Annotated in this window: 23 protein-coding genes; 21 read left to right on the top strand and 2 right to left on the bottom strand. The window is 62.3% G+C overall.

Features of this window, described 5'->3' with window-relative positions; translation table 11 throughout:
- Positions 1-558 precede the first annotated feature (558 nt).
- The 10 genes from CIT40_RS24290 to CIT40_RS24245 all read left to right on the top strand — a co-directional run bounded on the left by CIT40_RS24290 (position 559) and on the right by CIT40_RS24245 (position 7527).
- Positions 559-1008, top strand: coding sequence for a hypothetical protein (locus CIT40_RS24290; protein ID WP_148667223.1), 450 nt, complete (start codon positions 559-561; stop codon positions 1006-1008).
- 517 nt (positions 1009-1525) lie between these two features.
- Positions 1526-1969 (top strand): hypothetical protein, encoded by a 444-nt coding sequence (locus CIT40_RS24285; RefSeq protein ID WP_244611839.1) that lies wholly within the window; start codon positions 1526-1528, stop codon positions 1967-1969.
- A 91-nt stretch (positions 1970-2060) separates the two neighbouring features.
- On the top strand, positions 2061-2930 hold the full coding sequence (locus CIT40_RS24280) for a hypothetical protein (RefSeq protein ID WP_094891356.1): 870 nt from the start codon (positions 2061-2063) through the stop codon (positions 2928-2930).
- 5 nt (positions 2931-2935) lie between these two features.
- On the top strand, positions 2936-4120 hold the full coding sequence (locus CIT40_RS24275) for a hypothetical protein (RefSeq protein WP_244611838.1): 1185 nt from the start codon (positions 2936-2938) through the stop codon (positions 4118-4120).
- 232 nt (positions 4121-4352) lie between these two features.
- Positions 4353-4811, top strand: a complete 459-nt coding sequence (locus CIT40_RS24270; RefSeq protein WP_094891358.1) for a hypothetical protein — start codon at positions 4353-4355, stop codon at positions 4809-4811.
- A 105-nt stretch (positions 4812-4916) separates the two neighbouring features.
- Positions 4917-5438: a hypothetical protein gene (locus CIT40_RS24265; RefSeq protein WP_094891359.1), complete on the top strand. Its 522-nt coding sequence runs from the start codon at positions 4917-4919 to the stop codon at positions 5436-5438.
- Between the two features lie 55 nt (positions 5439-5493).
- Positions 5494-5760 (top strand): hypothetical protein, encoded by a 267-nt coding sequence (locus CIT40_RS24260; protein WP_094891360.1) that lies wholly within the window; start codon positions 5494-5496, stop codon positions 5758-5760.
- Positions 5757-6245, top strand: a complete 489-nt coding sequence (locus tag CIT40_RS24255; protein ID WP_094891361.1) for a hypothetical protein — start codon at positions 5757-5759, stop codon at positions 6243-6245. Before CIT40_RS24260 ends, CIT40_RS24255 begins: the two co-directional genes overlap by 4 nt.
- A complete protein-coding gene (locus CIT40_RS24250; protein ID WP_244611837.1) occupies positions 6232-6432 on the top strand; it encodes a hypothetical protein in 201 nt (66 codons plus the stop codon). The genes CIT40_RS24255 and CIT40_RS24250 overlap by 14 nt, the downstream gene beginning before the upstream one ends.
- A 75-nt stretch (positions 6433-6507) precedes the next feature.
- Positions 6508-7527, top strand: coding sequence for a phage tail protein (locus CIT40_RS24245; protein ID WP_094891362.1), 1020 nt, complete (start codon positions 6508-6510; stop codon positions 7525-7527).
- Here CIT40_RS24245 and CIT40_RS24240 read toward each other — a convergent pair.
- On the bottom strand, positions 7502-8146 hold the full coding sequence (locus CIT40_RS24240) for a class I SAM-dependent methyltransferase (RefSeq protein ID WP_094891363.1): 645 nt from the start codon (positions 8144-8146) through the stop codon (positions 7502-7504). The two genes, CIT40_RS24245 and CIT40_RS24240, sit on opposite strands and share 26 nt — an antisense overlap.
- Before the next feature lie 254 nt (positions 8147-8400).
- Here CIT40_RS24240 and CIT40_RS24235 point away from each other — a divergent pair, with 254 nt between their 5' ends.
- The 9 genes from CIT40_RS24235 to CIT40_RS24195 all read left to right on the top strand — a co-directional run bounded on the left by CIT40_RS24235 (position 8401) and on the right by CIT40_RS24195 (position 14111).
- Entirely contained in the window at positions 8401-9087 is a 687-nt protein-coding gene (locus CIT40_RS24235) for a hypothetical protein (protein ID WP_094891364.1), read from the top strand.
- Positions 9088-9098: 11 nt separating this feature from the next.
- Positions 9099-9239 (top strand): hypothetical protein, encoded by a 141-nt coding sequence (locus CIT40_RS24230; protein WP_162307305.1) that lies wholly within the window; start codon positions 9099-9101, stop codon positions 9237-9239.
- Complete coding sequence (locus CIT40_RS24225; RefSeq protein WP_094891365.1) at positions 9239-9481, top strand: hypothetical protein; 243 nt, start codon at positions 9239-9241, stop codon at positions 9479-9481. The genes CIT40_RS24230 and CIT40_RS24225 overlap by 1 nt, the downstream gene beginning before the upstream one ends.
- On the top strand, positions 9481-9864 hold the full coding sequence (locus tag CIT40_RS24220) for a hypothetical protein (RefSeq protein ID WP_094891366.1): 384 nt from the start codon (positions 9481-9483) through the stop codon (positions 9862-9864). The genes CIT40_RS24225 and CIT40_RS24220 overlap by 1 nt, the downstream gene beginning before the upstream one ends.
- On the top strand, positions 9861-10160 hold the full coding sequence (locus CIT40_RS24215; protein WP_094891367.1) for a hypothetical protein: 300 nt from the start codon (positions 9861-9863) through the stop codon (positions 10158-10160). The genes CIT40_RS24220 and CIT40_RS24215 overlap by 4 nt, the downstream gene beginning before the upstream one ends.
- A 62-nt stretch (positions 10161-10222) precedes the next feature.
- Positions 10223-10651, top strand: coding sequence for a GNAT family N-acetyltransferase (locus CIT40_RS24210; protein ID WP_094891368.1), 429 nt, complete (start codon positions 10223-10225; stop codon positions 10649-10651).
- A gap of 260 nt (positions 10652-10911) precedes the next feature.
- The gene (locus CIT40_RS24205) at positions 10912-12180 is read left to right on the top strand and encodes a CaiB/BaiF CoA transferase family protein (protein WP_162307891.1); all 1269 of its coding nucleotides are present in this window, start codon (positions 10912-10914) and stop codon (positions 12178-12180) included.
- Positions 12181-12332: 152 nt separating this feature from the next.
- Complete coding sequence (locus CIT40_RS24200; protein ID WP_244611836.1) at positions 12333-13538, top strand: acyl-CoA dehydrogenase family protein; 1206 nt, start codon at positions 12333-12335, stop codon at positions 13536-13538.
- A 9-nt stretch (positions 13539-13547) separates the two neighbouring features.
- Positions 13548-14111: a flavin reductase family protein gene (locus tag CIT40_RS24195; protein WP_094891371.1), complete on the top strand. Its 564-nt coding sequence runs from the start codon at positions 13548-13550 to the stop codon at positions 14109-14111.
- Positions 14112-14136: 25 nt separating this feature from the next.
- Here the strand turns inward: CIT40_RS24195 and CIT40_RS24190 are convergent, their stop codons facing one another.
- Positions 14137-15045, bottom strand: coding sequence for an NAD(P)-dependent oxidoreductase (locus CIT40_RS24190; protein WP_162307654.1), 909 nt, complete (start codon positions 15043-15045; stop codon positions 14137-14139).
- A 168-nt stretch (positions 15046-15213) separates the two neighbouring features.
- Here CIT40_RS24190 and CIT40_RS24185 point away from each other — a divergent pair, with 168 nt between their 5' ends.
- Both CIT40_RS24185 and ilvD read left to right on the top strand, forming a co-directional pair.
- Positions 15214-16197: an ABC transporter substrate-binding protein gene (locus tag CIT40_RS24185; protein WP_094891637.1), complete on the top strand. Its 984-nt coding sequence runs from the start codon at positions 15214-15216 to the stop codon at positions 16195-16197.
- A gap of 78 nt (positions 16198-16275) precedes the next feature.
- Positions 16276-17970, top strand: a complete 1695-nt coding sequence (gene ilvD / locus CIT40_RS24180) for a dihydroxy-acid dehydratase (RefSeq protein ID WP_094891373.1) — start codon at positions 16276-16278, stop codon at positions 17968-17970.
- Positions 17971-18008 lie beyond the last annotated feature (38 nt).

Genomic DNA, 18008 nt, shown 5'->3' with positions numbered 1-18008 from the left:
GCTCGCGAATATCTCCCGCGTGCAGCATTTGAAGTAGCTAGCGCGCTCAGCCCGACCGCTCCAAGAGCGGTGAGAGGGCCTACGGTCAGGCCCAACACTGGCTCGGGCCAGGGTGTGGAAGGAGGGTTGAAGGCCCAAGCCGGCGTTCTCGGCAATAGCTCGCATGGGATGCCTCAATTCGGGCCGCGCTCTCAATCGCACCGATATGCTTACAGCGAGCTACCGGCAACGCAGGCAGGTCCTAAGGTCCCGACCGGCGGAATCTTTGGAGATCTGGTTCTACCTCCGACCGAGCTTCCCTGGTGGATGCAAGCGCTTGCACCTCCGGTTGCGCAGCCGGCAGGAGCAGGCGGGCCTCTGCCGGCTGGTGCAGTCGGACGGTCTGCTTTCATGCCCACGTTTCCAGGTCCCGAGAGGCTTCTCAGAACTCCTCGCGCAGGTGGGGAGATTTTCGGTAGACCATCGTCCAGATCGCCCCTTCAGCCTGAGCCAGACAGGGGCGGCAGTCTGCCTCCGCCGATCGTTGGATTACTAGGGCTCGATCCAAACCATAGGGAGTTGAGGCGTGTCGATCAAAATTCGCGCGATGCCTCCCGCTCTGGGACAGACGATGATCGCAAGCCCTCGCTCGGCATTCCATCTCCCTCGATCGTGCCAGACCAGGAACCGCCCGCTCGAGAACCCGAGATTAACACGGGCGGCGGCGGCTTGGGCGGCAAAGGCAGTGGTCTAGGATCGGGTGGCGACAAAGCGAATCGAGACCGGGAATGCAATCAGCAATGGCAGGACGAGATCGGTTATCATTGTCCCCAATTTGGAAGGTTCGAGGATCAATACCTTAAGCAGTGCAAGGATCGGGCAGCGCAGCGCCTTAAGGCTTGTTTTCAAGGGCAGGCGGAGCCGCCGAGGTTCGAGTGGGAGGATGTTTCCCGTCAGGATCTCGAAGGGCTTCAGCGTTGGAATAAATTGCAGGAGAGAAAGCTCAAAGCGAAAAGGAAGAAGAGGTGACCTCGCGTCATCGGCAATTCTGACTCTCTAACAGCGGAGGTATCGTGGGTTTGCTTTTGTTGTAATTCGTGATTTGTTCTAGCATGAGTTGTTTTGCCGGCGACGATCCGAGTACGTTTAGATCGGCAACGAACGCTTTGCACTTTGTGTCGAGGGCTGGCTATGTCTCCTGAGGCGAGATCTGGTTGCGCGGAGCACAGAATGGGGGCTGATCTGGAGGGGCGATTACGCTGTTGCAGCCCTTTCGTCGCAAGTCGTTAATCGCATCATGTGCTGGGAGGGTACGGATGGGCAACTCGATCGAAATCGTGGTCGGGCAGCGCATCGCGCCATTATCGGCAATTTCTCGTGACGAGCCTGACGACCCGCATGACTGAGACCGCTCGCCGGCCAGCGTAGGTCCGCGTGCCCATTGAAGCAGCGACGCCGCTGATGGCGAGCGAGGTTCGCGCGCGGTCATCGGGAGCCGGCGTGTCATTCACCGTCTTCATTCGGAATTGTTCACATGAGAAATGGTGTGCCGCAGGCACCCGGCTTGTGGCCCGATGGACATCACGGCGCGCAACTCGTCTCCGTTGATCCGGGCTACGTGCGCGAGGTCTGGCCACTTGTCGCCCCACTCATTGAGCGGGCGATTGTCACGACGGGGCTGTCGGCCTTTGCTGCGATCGAGCAGGACATCCTCGTCGGCGCCTCACTGCTCTGGGTCGCCTGGAATGGTGCCGTAATCGAGGCGGCTGCAGCCACGAGCCTTCAGCAGACCGATGCCGGCAAGGTCTGCGTCATCACGGCATGCGCGGGCACAGGCATGACCCGCTGGCTGCCGCTGATCGGCGGCATCGAGAGTTACGCTCAAGCGGAGGGCTGCCGGTATGTGCGCATCTTCGGGCGAAGAGGCTGGGCGCGCGTTCTCGAAGGATACGAAGAAACTCACGCGATCATCGACAAGCGCCTGCCGTAGAGGCGTCGAAGCCCTACCGCTCGCCTGAATGCAGTTCGCACGTCTCTCGCAACGGCCGATTACCAAAACCACGCAAGAAGGAGCATCGTCCATGGGCGGACAATCCACTTCCACACAGACCGCACAATCCCAATCGGCGCCCTGGGTTGCTGCGCAACCCGCGCTGCAAACCATGCTTGGGCAACTCGGCACCGGGCTGAACAACACCGGTCTGACGTCGGCGGAGAGCTCGGCGCTCGATACGCTGAAGAACAACGCTACGGCGGGCAATCCGTACGCGGCCCAGATCGCAAGCTACGCACAAACTCTGCTCAACGGAGGCGACGCCACCGCGCAGGGCACCAATGTGCAAGACAACCTCTCCGCCTATCGTAGCGCGCTGGCGCCGTACGCCAGCGGCAGCATGGTGGGCAACAACCCGGCGCTCATGACGCAGCTTGCGCAAATCCGGTCGGATGTCGGCAACGACGTGAACTCGCAGTTCGCGGCTGCGGGGCGCGACTTCAGCGGTGCCAACCTGATGGCCTATGGAAGAGGCGTGGCGGCGGGAGAAGCGCCCGTGATCGCGGCCCAGTACAACCAGGACGTGGCGAACCATCTTGCAGCTGCCGGCTCGCTCTACAACGCCGGCAATACCACCGCCAACACGCTGACGCAGATGAAGCAGAGCGACCTCGCCAACCGTGGCCAGGGCGTGGCGGCCGCGCAATCGGCGCTCGATGCCCAGAACTACGGCGCGAATGCCACGCTCGCAGAAGAAGCGCAGCGCCGCGGCATTCCCGTGCAGGCGCTCAGCCTGCTCGCGCAGATCGGCGTGCCCATCGCGCAGCTCGGGACGCAGAGCAACAGCACGACGACCGGGACGCAGCAGAAGTCGGGCGTCGATCAATTCGCGACGCTTGCTGGCGGTATCAGTAATCTCATGAGCCCGTTCAAGTTCAACTTTGGCCTCGGAAAGTAACAATCATGAGCGAATCCGACATCAACCTGACCGGCGCCGCTTACGACCTGGTCAATGCTGGTTATGCCGGGATGCCAGATCCGGGCGAGGAGAAGGAGCGCCCGTCGTTTGATAGCGACAGCGCCTCGTTACGCGATGCGGCTGACCATCTGTCAGATCAACAGCCAAAAGTTGTCGTCAGGCAATACACGGATGGAGAAGGCAAGCCGGCAGCCGCAAACGAGGCCGTAACCCTCGCACGCGCCGCGCGGGACTATGCCAAAGCAACGGCCAACGACAGGCAGATCTCCGAGAACGAGTCCGCGGAGGCCCTTGCCGCCGGGATCGACTCGCTACGCGCGGAGGTCGCCGCCAGCGATCCAAATGCGCCCGAGTTCTACGGCTTTGAACGGCCAGACGGGCACGATGAGAAGATCAAGGCCCCGGCCGATACGGAGGGGGATCAAGGCAAGCCTTCGGCCGAGCTCGATCCCGATGTCGAACAACTTCTTCAGCATCCACAAGTGCGGCTTGCGCTCGAGGAGAAGGTCGGCGAGGTCGAGCGCGCGCGGCGAAGCTATGTCGATGGCCTCGATGCGGCCATGCAGATCGCGCAGGCAAGCTTCATCAGCCAGTTTCCGGAGCTGGCCAGCCTGCCGCCCGAACGGCTTCCGGAAACCCTGGCGCAAATCGCGCAACAGGATCCCGCAAAGCTGTCGCGCATTCAGGCGATTGTCGCCAGCAGCGAGCAATTGCGCGCGAGGCAGGGCGAGGAGATGCGGCGGACAGCAGAGGCCACGAGGCGTCACTTCCAGAACTATGCGAAGGCGGAAGACGCTCGGCTGGAAACAATGCTGAAGGAGGAGGCGAGCGGCGTCAGGCAGGCCGTGGCGCAGGAGATCATGGCATCAGCCAGGGCCAGCGGCATCGAGCCGGAAGAGATGCAACGCCTCTTCCAAAACGAGCCTTTGATGCGCAATGCGACGTTCCAGCGCATGATGTACGACGCCGGCAAATATCGGTTGATGATGAAAGCGAGGGACGCGGCCGCGGCAAAACCGATGCCGCCGGTGCAAAGACCGGGCATGGCATTGACCCGCGGAGAGCGTGGCCAGCACGATCTGCGAACGCTGAGCGCCCGGCTGTCTAGCACGGGAGATATCAAGGATGCGGTCACGCTCTACCAGGCGAGACGCGCGCGTGGCGAATGATGAGACGATATATTCACAGCCGTTGACAATGTTCGTCGTTTGTTCCATTCTCGTCGAGCGTGCGTATGGCCAATTTTGTGATGCTCGTCAGTCTGCACGGGCATCGGCGTAGGGGCAGCTGGCGTCGTGATACAGGAGCTGTTTGGGTCCGATCGTCGGCACTTGTGCGATTTCTCGCCAGCTTGCCCTGGTCGCTCGGAATAGGGACTTCTGCATACAGGATAGGACCCAGATGTCGTTGAGACTTCTTTTGTCGCTCGTGATTGTCGCGATCGGCCTTCTTTTATCGCTTGATGCGTTCGCCGGTGATTACACCGTTTCCTATGCTTTCGACGGTACGACGAGGGCGGATGTTGCCCGGGGCGTGATGGGCGCATCCAACGAAGAGGGGATCGCAAAAGATTGCCAGTACGAGAGGCGTTGCACGATCGCGTTAGCGAAATCGGATCTGACGATATCGTTCAGTGTTAAGCGTTCGGCCTACCACGATGTGGTCGTCTTTGCGGATGGCGGCCGTAGCCGTAGCGCCGATTGCTGCTATTTTTCGGGCGGCGACCGCCGGGCCGAAAAGAGGCTTGCCGAGCCATTGCTTCGCCTGTGGATCTACGAAGGGCAAGCACGTAAGAGAAACGAATACGTCGAGAACATTCCTTTGGGCCTCCTGTATCTGCAGTTCTCGGACTTGAAATAGTTCGGGCGCCCCGCCAGCCCCTCTTACCCACTTAATCGCCAGCTGAATCAGTCTGCAGTCCTTTGTTGACCTCGGACCGCGCCGGCGTGATCGAAGGAGTTCGTCATGGCGACCATCGAGCAACAGTATCTGCCTCCCCCGGATTACGAGACGACGATCGGGGAGGCGGACCGTCCGCGTATCTACGATGCCGTTCGCAAGCAATTGGGGGATCTCCTGGACGGCAGTCGGTCCTACTATGCGGATGGCGTCCAGAAGGACTGGCAGGCACGGGCCGATGATCTGGACGGCTACATCAAATCGTTCATGAGCTCGCAGGGGCGCGTCAGTGATCCGAGGGATATCCTCGGAGACGTGGTCAGGTCTCTTCGCGCGCATGCGAAAGACTTTCGCGAGAGAATCGAAGGAGCGGGGCCCTCCGATCCGATCGAATTGCCACCAGAGTTGTCGCCGACCACCCGAGACAGGAACGAGCTGTACGTAAATCCAAATCCGTTTGCTCCTCCGATGAAGACTCCTCCCGTTCCGCGGCAAGAGTGGCCAATCGCAGCGACATCCGATCGTCGCAGCGGCGGCGCAAGCAGGCCAGAGCGGCGCGTCGCGCCACCCATCTTCTTTCCCTTCTAGCGGCCGTCAGTCGTCTCATAGCCGATCAACCGAACTCTTGGCAGGAGAGCACACCATGAGCGAAGACAATCGAAACTTTATCGAGCGTGCCGAATCCATCACCGGCAATCTCTACGGCGAACCGATGTCAGCGGATCGTATTGCCGAGAACTTCGCGCTCTATGGGCTGAAGAAGCGCGTGGCCGCGCTCGAGCGGTTCGACGCAGAGCTGGGTGGCGATATCGATTCCAGTCCTCACAGCTTGCGGAAGCGCGTTCAACTGGTCGATCTGCGCCGGCGGATGGGCAGCCTGCACGAGGCGCTGCGCAAAGCCCGGCGATGACCCATCCGTTGCTGACCGCGCTTGCGCAGGCGCGCCTGCGCGACGCGCCGATTTTCGTCAGATGGTGCGAGTTGAACGGCGTGACCGCGTGCCCGGCTGCGCCCGCGTTGGTGGCACGCTTCGTCACCGACTGTGCGGCGCTCGGCGTGAGCCGGCTCTGGTCGGCCGTGCAGGACATCTCGCGGATGCACGTATCGCTGGGCCTCGCCGACCCCACGCTCGGCGGTGCGGCGGCGAGCGCGATGAATGCGATCGCCGCCATTCCGCCGCCGCGATCCTGGCCGGCACCGTTCAAGCAGCGGTTCTCAGCGCTCCCCTACGACATCCAAATTCATCTCGCCGCGCACGAAGCGCAGCGCGAACGTGCGCTCCGGCGTGCGCAAAACGATGCCGCCTCCGCCCGCCAGAAACTGGCGGCGCTCGAGGCCGAAACGAAGGACCGAGAGAGCAATGGCAACGAAGCTGCAACGCGTGACCAGGATTGAAGATCGCATCGAAGAACTGCGCGCCGAGATCGACGGCATCATCGACGCGCGCGTGGCCCGGATCTCGAGCGAAAGCCCCGGCGTTCCCGCAGGCGTGATCCGCAACCTCCTGACGGCGCGGGCACCGTCCTGCCGCTGCGCTCAATATATCGCGCTGTGCGGCGGAGATGCAAAGGCGCCGGACTGACGACGCCCGGACCACCACCATTTCGAACCATGCGACGCTGTCCATAACGGCAGCTTCACCACGTCAGGGATACAGATGACTCTCTACAAATGGTCTCAAACGGCGTCCGCCGACGCCACGGCAGATTCGACGATCAATTGGGCGGAGGGGCAGTCGCCCTCCAGCGTCAACGATTCGGCACGCGGGATGATGGCGGCGATTGCCAAGTACCGCGACGACGTCGCCGGCGCGATCGTCTCGAGCGGCACGAGCACGGCATATGCGGTCAATACGTACCAGGTGTTTCAGTCGCTCTCGCAATTGAACGGTCAAGTGATCGCGTTTACGCCGCATACGACGAATGGCGCCACCGTGACGATCAACGTGGATAGCCTTGGCGCAAAGCCGCTCCGGGCGGCGCCGAGCACTGATCTGCCGGTCGGCGTGCTGATTCAAGGCACTCCCTATGTGGCGCTGTATAACCATGCAGATCAGGCCTTCTATTTGCAGGGCCTTTTCGGCAACCCATACAACATTCCAATCGGTGGCAGTATCGACTTTTGGGGCACGGCGGCTCCGAACAGTTCGTTCGCGCTCATGTACGGGCAGGCGATTTCGCGTACCACGTACAGTGCACTTTTTGCGCTGGTCGGAACCATCTATGGTACGGGGGATGGTTCGACTACCTTCAACATCCCGGATCTGCGAGGTCGCATCGCGGCTGGTAAAGATGACATGGGTGGGAGTGCTGCGTCGCGCCTGACTTTGGCCTACTTTGGCACGTCAGCCGCTGCGCTCGGCGCAGTCGGTGGCTCTGAAAGCAAGGCGCTTATCACCGCCAACCTTCCTGCATACACGCCCTCTGGGACGATCACCGGTTCGGTGATTTCGCCGATAGGTGTAAGGATGCGGTCGCCCGCGACGACGGGGACAACAGACGCAGGCACCGTTTCCGCCGGCGTTTCGGGAGGCACCGATCTGGGCTCCCAAAGCTTGCTCATTTCAAGTAGTTCGCTCTCTGCCACTTTTACAGGAGCCGCCCAAGGTGGGTCGAGTTCGCCTGTTGCGATACCTCAGCCAACAATCATTTCTAACAAGCTGTTGAGGGTTCTCTGACAAAGTCAGACCAATCGGAGCCGCTAGATTCTACCCGGTAGCCGACGTGTGCAGCCTCGAACTCCGATCGCGAAAAGCTTTTGCGGTCATAAGTGACGGCCTTGGTCGAGAACCGAACGCGCCCCATCGCGCGGGGGCCATTCTCGATCAGCATTGAGCGCTGCCGCTCGGCGAGCGGCTGATCTGAGAAGAAGAGCCGCTTCCACTGCATGCGTGGAGCGCCGACACCAGCGAGTTGCCTTACCATTTCAATCGGGTTCGGGGTGTATTGCACTGCGCCGTTTGAGTGAATCAGGTCGATGGTCCCCAGCCACGAAGCTGCAGCCTCTATCGTCTCAAAGAATCGAAGGTGGTCCGTCTCAAGCTGAGCTGCCTGGCGCACCATGGCGGGCGTTTCAACGACGGCCCACCGGACGAGAGGAGCTTCGCGGCGAGCAAGCTTGTAGTGGATGCCGCACGCGCCACCGAAATCTAGAACGGTCTCGGTGTTGCGAATCTCCGGCCATTCGCCGGTTGGCTCGGCCGCGACAGTCTTCGCGTAAATCTCCGAGACAAGATCGGGATGCTCATAGCCCTCAATTGTGGAGGTGGGGAGTAATCGGAGGATGCGCGCCAGCATCCCCGAAGGATGCCTCACAACCGCAAATAGCGCAATACACAGAAATGCTGGGCAATGAGCTGAAACGCCCCGCCTAGCTTCTTTTCCCGCGGGATTCGACGCCCGGCGGCCGGGCCATGAAAACCTATCGACAGCCGAAGTCTGAGCCGCACCGACTTCAAACGACCCGGATGTCGAAGGCGATCGCGGGTCTCGGCCACCGTCGCTGCGGTGCATCGATCCGAATCCATCTCCACCCCTAACCGAGTTACCCCATGGTAGACCTCAACGCCCTCAAGCGGGCGAATGCCGGCCGCTGGTCGAATGCCAGGCCGACTCGGAAGGCCGAGGCCGCCAACGCTGCCTTGCGTCTCTACAAGGCCAAGGCCCGATACCAGGCCGTCGAACGAGAGACTGGCGTCCCCTGGCCGGCGATCGCCGTTATTCACGAACGGGAATCCTCCCAGGACTGGCGGGCTTCGCTGGCGCAGGGCGATCCATGGAACTGCGTGTCGGTTCACGTACCTGCGAGGCGGGGCCCGTTCGCCTCGTGGGAGGCCGCGGCGATCGATGCATTGGTCAAATGTCCTCCCTACCTCGCGCGCCACAGGGACTGGTCGATTGCCGCGGCGCTGACGGCGCTCGAGACCTACAATGGCATCGGCTACGCGGCCCGCGGCCGGCCGTCGCCCTATCTCTGGTCCGGCACCAACCAATATCGCGCCGGGAAATACGTCCGGGACGGCGTTTACGATCCAGGCAAGGTCGATCCGCAACTGGGATGCGCGGCGCTGATGATCGCCCTGATGGAGCTCGATCCCGAGATCGACTTTGCGGGAGCGAAGATCGCAAACAGCGCGTCTGCCGGCGATTCAGCGAAGCCGTCACTGACGAACCCGTCGAAAGGCTCGATCGGCGCGTTCGTGATCGACATGGTCAAAGCAATTCTTGGAAGGAAGTGAACATGCGGACGATGCTCGACATCATCCTCTTCGCTGCCGGCTTCGGCGTCTGCTGGTATTGCAAGGATCCAGTGCTCCGGCTCGTGACCGGCATCGATGCTCTGATCAAGTCGGTTGGGGCAAAATTTGCAGTGCTGCGAGGCAAATCGTGATGCTCGCAAGGATCAAGGCGGTCTGCCTGCACTCAATGACCATTGCGTGGAGCTATTGCATCGCGCTCGCCGGTGCCCTGGCTTCGATCATCGACGACCTCGCCGACGCGCTCGGCGATCCCGGCGTCAAGGATCAGATCAGCGCAGCCATCGGTGACGTCAAGACGACGGGGCGCATCCTGCTTGCGATCTCCGTGGTGACGATCATCGCACGCCTGCGAACCCTCCGGAGGATAAACTGATGTGGATGACCATCATCTCGTTTCTCGGAGGCCCCGTCGTCAAGGCGCTGATCGAGGCCTACAGCGCCAAGCTGAAGGCCGAAACTGTCGACAGCAAGATTGCAGCCGATCTTGCAGCGAGCGAGATCGCGGCGCAGACGGCCGAAACCAAGGCCGTCATGCAGTACCGCATCGCCGAGATCGGGCATTGGTACGAGCCCGACAAACTCATGGGCTATTGCGTGGCGCTCTACTTCGCAAAGCTGCTGGTCTGGGACAAGGTCCTGGGATTTGGGTCGACGGACGCTCTGGCAGGATTTGCAGCGATCACGGCCAACCTGGTTGTCTCTTTCTACTTCGCCAAGCGCGGCTTCGAGAATGTTGCGAGGATCATCAAGCAGTGAAGATTCAAGACGAGGAGATCCGGGCGATCGTCGCGGAGACATTGGCCGAGCAGCACCGAGTTCAGCAGGAGAGCGTCGACGCGATCGTGTTGAAGGCCGTGGCATCGGTCCTGGCCTCGTTCGGGATCGAAGACGATGACCGGAGGGAGCTGAGAGCGGACTTCCAGCACTTGCGGCGTTGGCGAAGGAGCGTCGAACAGGCGCAGAGCTACACCTTCAAGGCGGTGATCACCGTGCTTGCGACCGGTCTGATGGGGGCAGTCTGGCTCGGCGTCAAGGTCGTGCTGGGCAAGTGAGCCTCGACGCAACGGAATCGCAAGCTCACTCACTCCCGATGACGCCCGCCAATAGGTATCCCATGTACAGAATTCGTATCGCCGATACGGACGACGATGAGACCAGCGAAATCCTCGGCGATCTGCACCGGCTGACATTCTTCGATGGGGCGGCCCTGCCGCAGTTCGGATCGGGTACGTGGTGGCTCGCCCACCACGATGATGACGCGGTGGCCTTCGCCGGTGTCGTGCCGTCGACGCATGCGCGCAACAGCGGCTATTTTTGCCGGGTCGGGGTCTTGCAGCGGCATTGGGGGCGGGGACTTCAGCGCAGGCTGATGCGAGCGATCGAGGCGCGAGGGCGGCGTCTCGGATGGGACAGCATCGTCTCCGATACGACGGACAATCCGGTATCTGCCAATAATTTCATCCATGCAGGTTATCGGCTGTACGAGCCCGAAGCGCCCTGGGCCTGGTCGCATACGCTTTATTGGAGAAAGTGGCTGCGTTGAGCAATAGGAGTGGTTTCCCGCGATGCGGAACGTGATCTTCTCCGACTGACGTGACCTTCTCAGGCTGGAGTGGCTGTGCAAGATGTGCGCAGTCTCCCTAAGCATAAATATAAAGCGGCCCGGCAGCTTGACGCTGCCGGGCCGTTTTTGCGTTTCGGGCGGAGTGAAGCGAAACCCTTGCGAAGTTGCCGGCGCCGGGCTTTAAGTTTGCTCTTGCAGGAAATTCGGCGACCATAAGCCGATGTAAGGGAGCGCTAGAGATGCCGACCAAGCCTCAATTGCCGGAACGTTCGTCGCGAGCGGTGGAAGGGCCGAGTGCGCTCGACGGTCTGCTGGTCATCGATTTCACCCGTGTCGTCGCCGGCCCGGCCTGCACGCAGACGCTCGCGGATTTTGGCGCGCACGTCATCAAGATCGAAAATCCCGACGGCGGCGACGACACGCGCGCCTATGAGCACGCCGAAATCGGCGGCGAGAGCGCCGCCTATCTCAGCCTGAACCGCAACAAGCGCGGTATTGCGCTCGATCTTGCCGTACCGGAGGCCCGCGAGATCGCGCTGGATCTGATCCGCAAGGCGGATGTGGTCGTGGAGAACTTCTCGAGCGGCGTCATGAAAAAATTCGGGCTCGACTATGAGGCGGTCGCCCCGCTCAATCCCCGTCTGGTCTATTGCTCGATCTCCGCCTACGGGCGCTCCGGGCCGTTCGCCTCGCGTCCCGGCTTCGATCCCATCACGCAGGCGGAGAGCGGCTTCATGTCGCTCAATGGATTTGCCGACGGCCCGGCGGTTCGTACCGGTCCGCCCATCGTGGACATGGCGACGGGGATGTCTGCCTGTAACGCCATCCTGCTGGCGCTGTTGGCGCGGGACCGGCTCGGCCGCGGGCAGCGTGTCGAAGTCGCCTTGTTCGATGTTGCGATGGGGATGACTGGCTTCTACGGCATGGCGTATCTCATCAACGGCGAAAACCCCGGCCGGTTCGGCAATTCACCGAGCGGGTCTCCCACCGTTGGCGTCTATGAGGCCTCCGATGGGCCGCTCTACATGGCCTGCGCCAACGATCGGCTGTATCGCCGGTTGGTGGTCGAGGTGCTGAGCCGACCTGATCTCATCACCGATCCGCAGTTTGCCACGCGCAAGGCCCGTTCTGAGAACAAGGAGCTTTTGCGGGCAGCCATTGCAGAGGTCTTTGCCGGCGATACGCTTGAGAACTGGATGGCGAAGATGAAACAGGCCAATATTCCGGTCGGCTATCTCCGGACGGTCGAGGAGGGGTTTAACGCGCCAGAGGCTCGCGAGCGCCATCGCTTGAGCCGCATTCCGCACCGTACGGCGGAATGGGTGCCGAACATCGAGCCGCCGATTACCATGAGCCTGACCGGCGCGATCGATCCCGTTGCGGCCCCTCTGTTGGGTGAGCATACCGAGGACGTCTTGCGCAGCATGCTCGGTTATGACGAGCGTCGGATCACGGAGTTGACCCGGAAGGGCGTCTTTGGCTCGGGTAAGCCCTCGACGGCGGTCTAGGCCGGCACGGCCGGTCCCCAGGCAACAGGCATCGCGCGGCGTGGGAATCGATGCTTTGTGATGCGGACCGCATTGGCTTGATTTGGTGAAGGGCCGGCCGCATAAATACGCGGAAGTGAGGGATGCGAATGGCGCCGGGTCGAAAGCCGAGCATGGGTCAGCCCACCGGGCCGGAAGCCGGCGAACGCGCGTATGCGGCAATGATCGCGAAAGCCCGGGCCCTCGTGCCGCGGCTACGAGAGCGGGCGGTGCGAACGGAGGAATTGCGGCATCTCCCGTCGGAAACCGAGATCGATCTCCATGAAGCCGGCCTGTTCCGGATGCTCCAACCGGCACGTATTGGCGGCGCCGAGCTTGACTATGTCGCTCTTGTCGACTGCGCTGAGCTGCTTGGACAGGCGGATGCGTCGGTAGCCTGGAATCTCGCCAATCTGGCGAGCCATCACTGGATGCTCGGCATGTTCGCGCAGAGGGCGCAGGATCTGGTCTGGGGCCGTGATCCGGACGCGCTGATCGCATCCTCGTTCATTTTTCCCGCCGGACGCGCCACGCGAGTCGAGGGCGGATACCGATTGCACGGCAGCTGGCCGTTCTCCTCCGGCGTGGCCTCCTGCGAATGGAACATGCTTGCAAGCGTGGTCTACTCCGACGACGAGGCGGACGGTATCGAGTATCGGATTTTTCTGCTGCCCAAGGTCGATTACAAGGTGCTGGACACGTGGAATGTTGCGGGACTGCGCGGGACGGGGTCTTGCGACGTGGAGGTCAGGGATGCCTTCGTGGCCGACCACATGACGGTCGCCGTCGGTGACCTCTCAGGCGGCCCGACGCCGGGAAGTACGGTCAATCCAAATCCGCTATATGCGCTGCCCGTGTTCTCGCTGTTCCCATACGTCCTCTCCGGTGTCGCGCTGGGGAATGCGCAGGCGTGCCTCGACGATTACACGGAGGTCGCGCGTCACCGTATTTCGACCTACAATCGCGCCAAGCTCAGCGATTTCCAGAGCACCCAGATCAAGATCGCGGAGGCCTCGGCGAAGATTGATGCCGCGCGCCTGATCATGCGGTCGGCCTGCCTCGACGCCATGGAGGAAGCGCGGCGCGGCCACATCCCTGACATGGCGACCAAGACCCGTTATCGGCGCGACGGATCTTTTTCGGTGAACCTTTGCACGGACGCCGTCTCGATGCTGTTTGCCGCGAGCGGCGCGCGCGGTCTGTTCACGACGGGCGTGTTGCAGCGGCAATTCCGCGACGCGCACGCGATCAACTCACATCTCGCATTCAACTTCGATGCGGCCGGCACGAACTATGGACGGGTAGCGCTGGGCCTGCCGTCCGAAAATCTCACGCTGTGAGGCCGGCCGATGAATGATCTGCCGCAGCAACCCGGCGCGTCCGATCCCGCCAACGAGTTCGCGAGCGACAGCTCGTCGATCAATCCTCGCGACTTTCGCAACGCGCTCGGAACCTATGCAACGGGCGTGACGATCATCACGGCCGCAGCGCCTGAGGGCAAGCCCTACGGACTGACTTGTAATTCGTTCGCCTCCGTCTCGCTCAACCCTCCGCTGGTCCTGTGGAGCCTGGTCGTCTATTCCTCGAGTCTGACCATCTTCCAGAATGCCAGCCATTTCACTGTCAACGTGCTTGGAGCTTCGCAACAGGCGCTTGCGACGAAATTTGCCAAGTCGTCCGACGACAAGTTCACGGGTGTGGGCTGGACGCCGGGCCTCGGCGGAGCGCCGGTGCTTGCGGAGAGCGTCGCCAATTTTCAATGTCGCTCCGTGAATCGTTATTATGGCGGCGACCACGTCATCTTCCTCGGCGCGGTCGAGGCCTACACCTACAGCTCGAAGGAGCCGCTGCTCTTCGCGCGAGGGACGTTCGGCCGATTCCTCGCAGATGACGAGCGCAAGACGTCGCCTTGACGTGCTTCAGATCGCCCTCGATAGCTCAGCTCTCCGCCACTGAAAGCTTGTAAATCTCCAGCGCGTCCGCTTCCGCGCCGCGTGCGACCTTGGCGAGCCTGAAAAGCTGCCCCGCGAGCGAGGCCATCGGCACCGGCGTCGAGGTCGCCTGCGCGACGTCGGCGACCGTATCGAGATCCTTGAGCATCGTGGCAATGTGACCGAGCGGGGGCGAGTGAATGCCTTGCACCATTCTCGGCACGAAAAGCTGAAGCGGGATCGAGTCCGCGAATCCGCCGGCGAGCGCTTCGGGCAGGCGATTGGCGTCAATACCCGCGTTGACGGCCAGACGCGTGGCTTCTGCCAGCACGGCCATCGCGCAGCCCACGATCACCTGATTGCAGAGTTTCGTGGTCTGGCCGGCGCCGGTCGGGCCCATGTGGGTGAACCTGCGCGCCATGGCCAGCACGTAGGGGCGTACCCTCTCGATCTCGCCTGCGTCTCCGCCGGCCATGATCGCAAGGGTGCCTTCCTCGGCGCCCTTCGTTCCGCCGGAAACCGGTGCATCGATCCAGCCGGCGCCATTGGCGGCTCTCAATCGCTTTGCCAGATCGCGCGCGGCGTCGGGATGTATCGACGAGAAGTCGACGACAAGCTTGCCTGCGCCGGGCGCCGCTGCCAGCCCCTCAGGCCCGAAGATCACCTCCTCGACGGCCGCGGCATCCGTCACGCACATGAAGGCGATATCGGCGTTCGCCAGGAGATCGCGAGGCGTGACTGCGCGCCTGGCTCCGGCCTCGGCGAGCGGAGCCACCTTGCCCTCAGAACGGTTCCAGACAGTGACTTGATAGCCGGCCTTGAGCAGGCGTCGGGTCATCGGTGTTCCCATCAGGCCGAGGCCGAGATAGCCGATTCTCTCGACGTGTTGCGGGTTTGTCTTGCTCGCATCAGCCATAGGTTGCCTCCTTCTGCCGCAGCGCGACGCCGCTTTACCATACATTGCGCGTCGGACGGCAAAACCGCCGGGCTCGCATGGCTTGCCTGATTGTTTGAACCATGAAAGATTTGAGCCCGGTCGGGGTTGGGTGGCGCCTGTCGGCGCCGGAGCAGCGGAGTGGGCACGATGCGAACCGTTTCGAGATGGATCCTGGCTTTGGGGGCGGTGGCGGCGGTGAGCGCCGGGACAAGCCCGGCACGGGCACAGCAGACGATCCGCGTCGGTTGGACGATCCCGGCCGAGGAATCCAAGTACTGGATGATGCGCAGGCCGACCGAATTCCCCAATATCGGCAAGGCCTACAATATCGAATGGACTCAATTCCAGGGCACGGCGCCTATGACGCAAGCCCTGGCAGCCGGCGCGCTGGACTGCGCGACGCAGGCACCGCTGTCGCTTGCCAATGGTGTGGTCGGCGGCAATCTCAAAGCCTACATCGTAGCCCAGCACGTGTTCGAGAAGCCCGGCGGCTTCTCGGTCTACTGGGCCGTCAAGGATGACTCGCCCATCAAGACGATCGCTGATCTCAAGGGCAAGACGGTCGGCATCTCCGTGATCGGCGGCGGCACGCAAGGCCCGTTCAACCTGCTCCTGAAGCAGAATGGCGTCGACCCAGCCAAGGATATCAAGCTGGTCGAGGTCGGCTTTGCCGTATCTGAGGATGCGCTGCGCCAAGGCCGCGTCGATGCGGTCAACATGAACCAGCCGTTCGCCGCGCGGGCCGAGGCAAAGGGCGGCACAAGGAAGCTCTTCTCGCTGTCCCAGGCCATGCCGAACATCGTGCACATCCTGGAAGCCTGCCGCGCCGATTTCGTCGACAAGAACCCGGAAGTGGTCAAGGCCTATGTCCGCGATATTACCTCGGGCATGAAGAAGGCGCTGGCGAACCGCGAGGAAACTCTCAAGGTCGTCAACGAAGTGCTGAAGGCGCCGATCCCGGTGCTCGAGACCTATTTGCTCAAGGACAACGATTTCGGCCGTGATCCAGGTGCGGCGCCGAACTTCCCGGCGATCCAGAAGATGCTGGACATCTACGCCGAGACCGGAATGCTGCCGAAACTGGATGTCACGCAGTTCAAGCATCCGACGATCGTCGCGCCGCTGCAGTAGGCGAGCGAGCGAACGATCCGAACGAGGATCTTGCGGCGTCCCGGGTCATCCGGGACGAGGCACGAAGAAGATGCACGTATGAAGAAGTTGCGATCACGAGTGACGACTGATGGCCTCGACCGGGCCCCACACCGCGCGTTCATGCGCGCGATGGGGCTCGACGACGCTGCGATCGCCAGGCCGATGGTGGGCGTCGTCAGCATGAAGGGCGAGCAGACGCCCTGCAACATGACCCACGATTTTCAGGTGGCCGCGGCCAAGACGGGTATCGAGGAAGCCGGCGGTACGCCGCGCGAATTCTCGACTGTGTCGGTCTCCGACGGCATCAGCATGAACCATGAGGGAATGAAGTTCTCGCTGTTTTCGCGTGAACTGATCGCCGACTCGATCGAGGCCGTCGTCCACGGTCTGGCCTACGATGCGCTGATCGGATACGGCGGATGCGACAAGACGTTGCCTGGCGTGATGATGGGCATGGTTCGCTGCAACGTGCCTTCGATCTTCATCTACGGCGGCAGCTCGCTGCCGGGCCGCGTGGATGGGCGCACGCTGACGGTGCTCGATTCCTATGAGGCCGTCGGTAGCTTCATGACCGGTGAGATCGACGGCGCCACGCTCGAGCGGATCGAGCGCGCCTGCCTGCCGACGATCGGCGCGTGCGCCGGCCAGTTCACCGCCAACACCATGGGAATGGTCTCCGAGGCGATGGGGCTGACGATTCCCAACGTCTCGATGGTGCCCGGTGTCTATGCCGAGCGTGCGCAGATATCGCGACGTGCTGGACGCCTGATCATGGAGATGCTGGCCCGCGGCGGACCGTTGCCTCGTGACATCGTGACGCGGAAGTCCCTCGAGAACGGCGCGGCGATCGTTGCGGCGACGGGGGGCTCGACCAACGCCGCGCTGCATCTGCCGGCGATCGCTAACGAGGCCGGCATAGCGTTCACGATCGATGACGTTGGCGAGGTCTTCGCCAGGACGCCGCTGATCGGAAATCTGCGCCCGGGGGGTAAGTACACCGCGAAGGACGTCTACGACATCGGTGGCGCCGCGGTCGTGATCCGAGAATTGATCCAGAGCGGACATATCGACGGCGGCTGCCTGTCCATCACCGGCCGCACACTTGCCGAAGAATATGGCGGGGCCAACGCACCTGATGGAGAAATCGTATATGCGGCCCGCGCGCCGATCCTGCCCGACGGCGGCGTGGCCGTTCTAAAGGGAAATCTCTGTCCTGACGGCGCGGTGATCAAGGTCGCAGGTTTGAAGAGCCAGTTCTTCGAAGGCGTAGCGCGCATTTTCGAAGATGAGGAAGCTTGTGTAAGAGCGGTTCGTGACCGTAGCTACAAGGCGGGCGAGGTTCTCGTGATCCGCAATGAAGGGCCGGTCGGCGGCCCCGGCATGCGTGAGATGCTCGGCGTTACCGCGCTGATCTATGGACAGGGTATGGGCGAAAAGGTGGCGCTGATCACCGACGGACGGTTCTCCGGCGCGACGCGTGGCATGTGCATCGGCTACGTGGCCCCCGAGGCATTTGTCGGCGGTCCGCTCGCGCTCGTTCGCGATGGTGACAGGATCCGGATCGATGCCGGAAATCGGCGCATGGACGTCCTGCTTGATGAGCAGGAACTCGCCGCGCGGCGACGAGATTGGAAGCAGCGTCCGCCGCGCCACCGTGCTGGCGCGCTTGCCAAATATGCGCGACTGGTCGGGCAGGCGCCGGGCGGAGCCGTGACGCATGAGGGCCCCGCAGAATGGCCGTGGTTCGAATGACGCACCGCATGGGTGCGAAAACGACCGCCTGTCTGGCA

The sequence above is a fragment of the Bradyrhizobium amphicarpaeae genome, from assembly GCF_002266435.3.
GTDB classification, from domain to species: domain Bacteria; phylum Pseudomonadota; class Alphaproteobacteria; order Rhizobiales; family Xanthobacteraceae; genus Bradyrhizobium; species Bradyrhizobium amphicarpaeae.
This window is presented reverse-complemented; position numbering and strand designations above follow the sequence as displayed.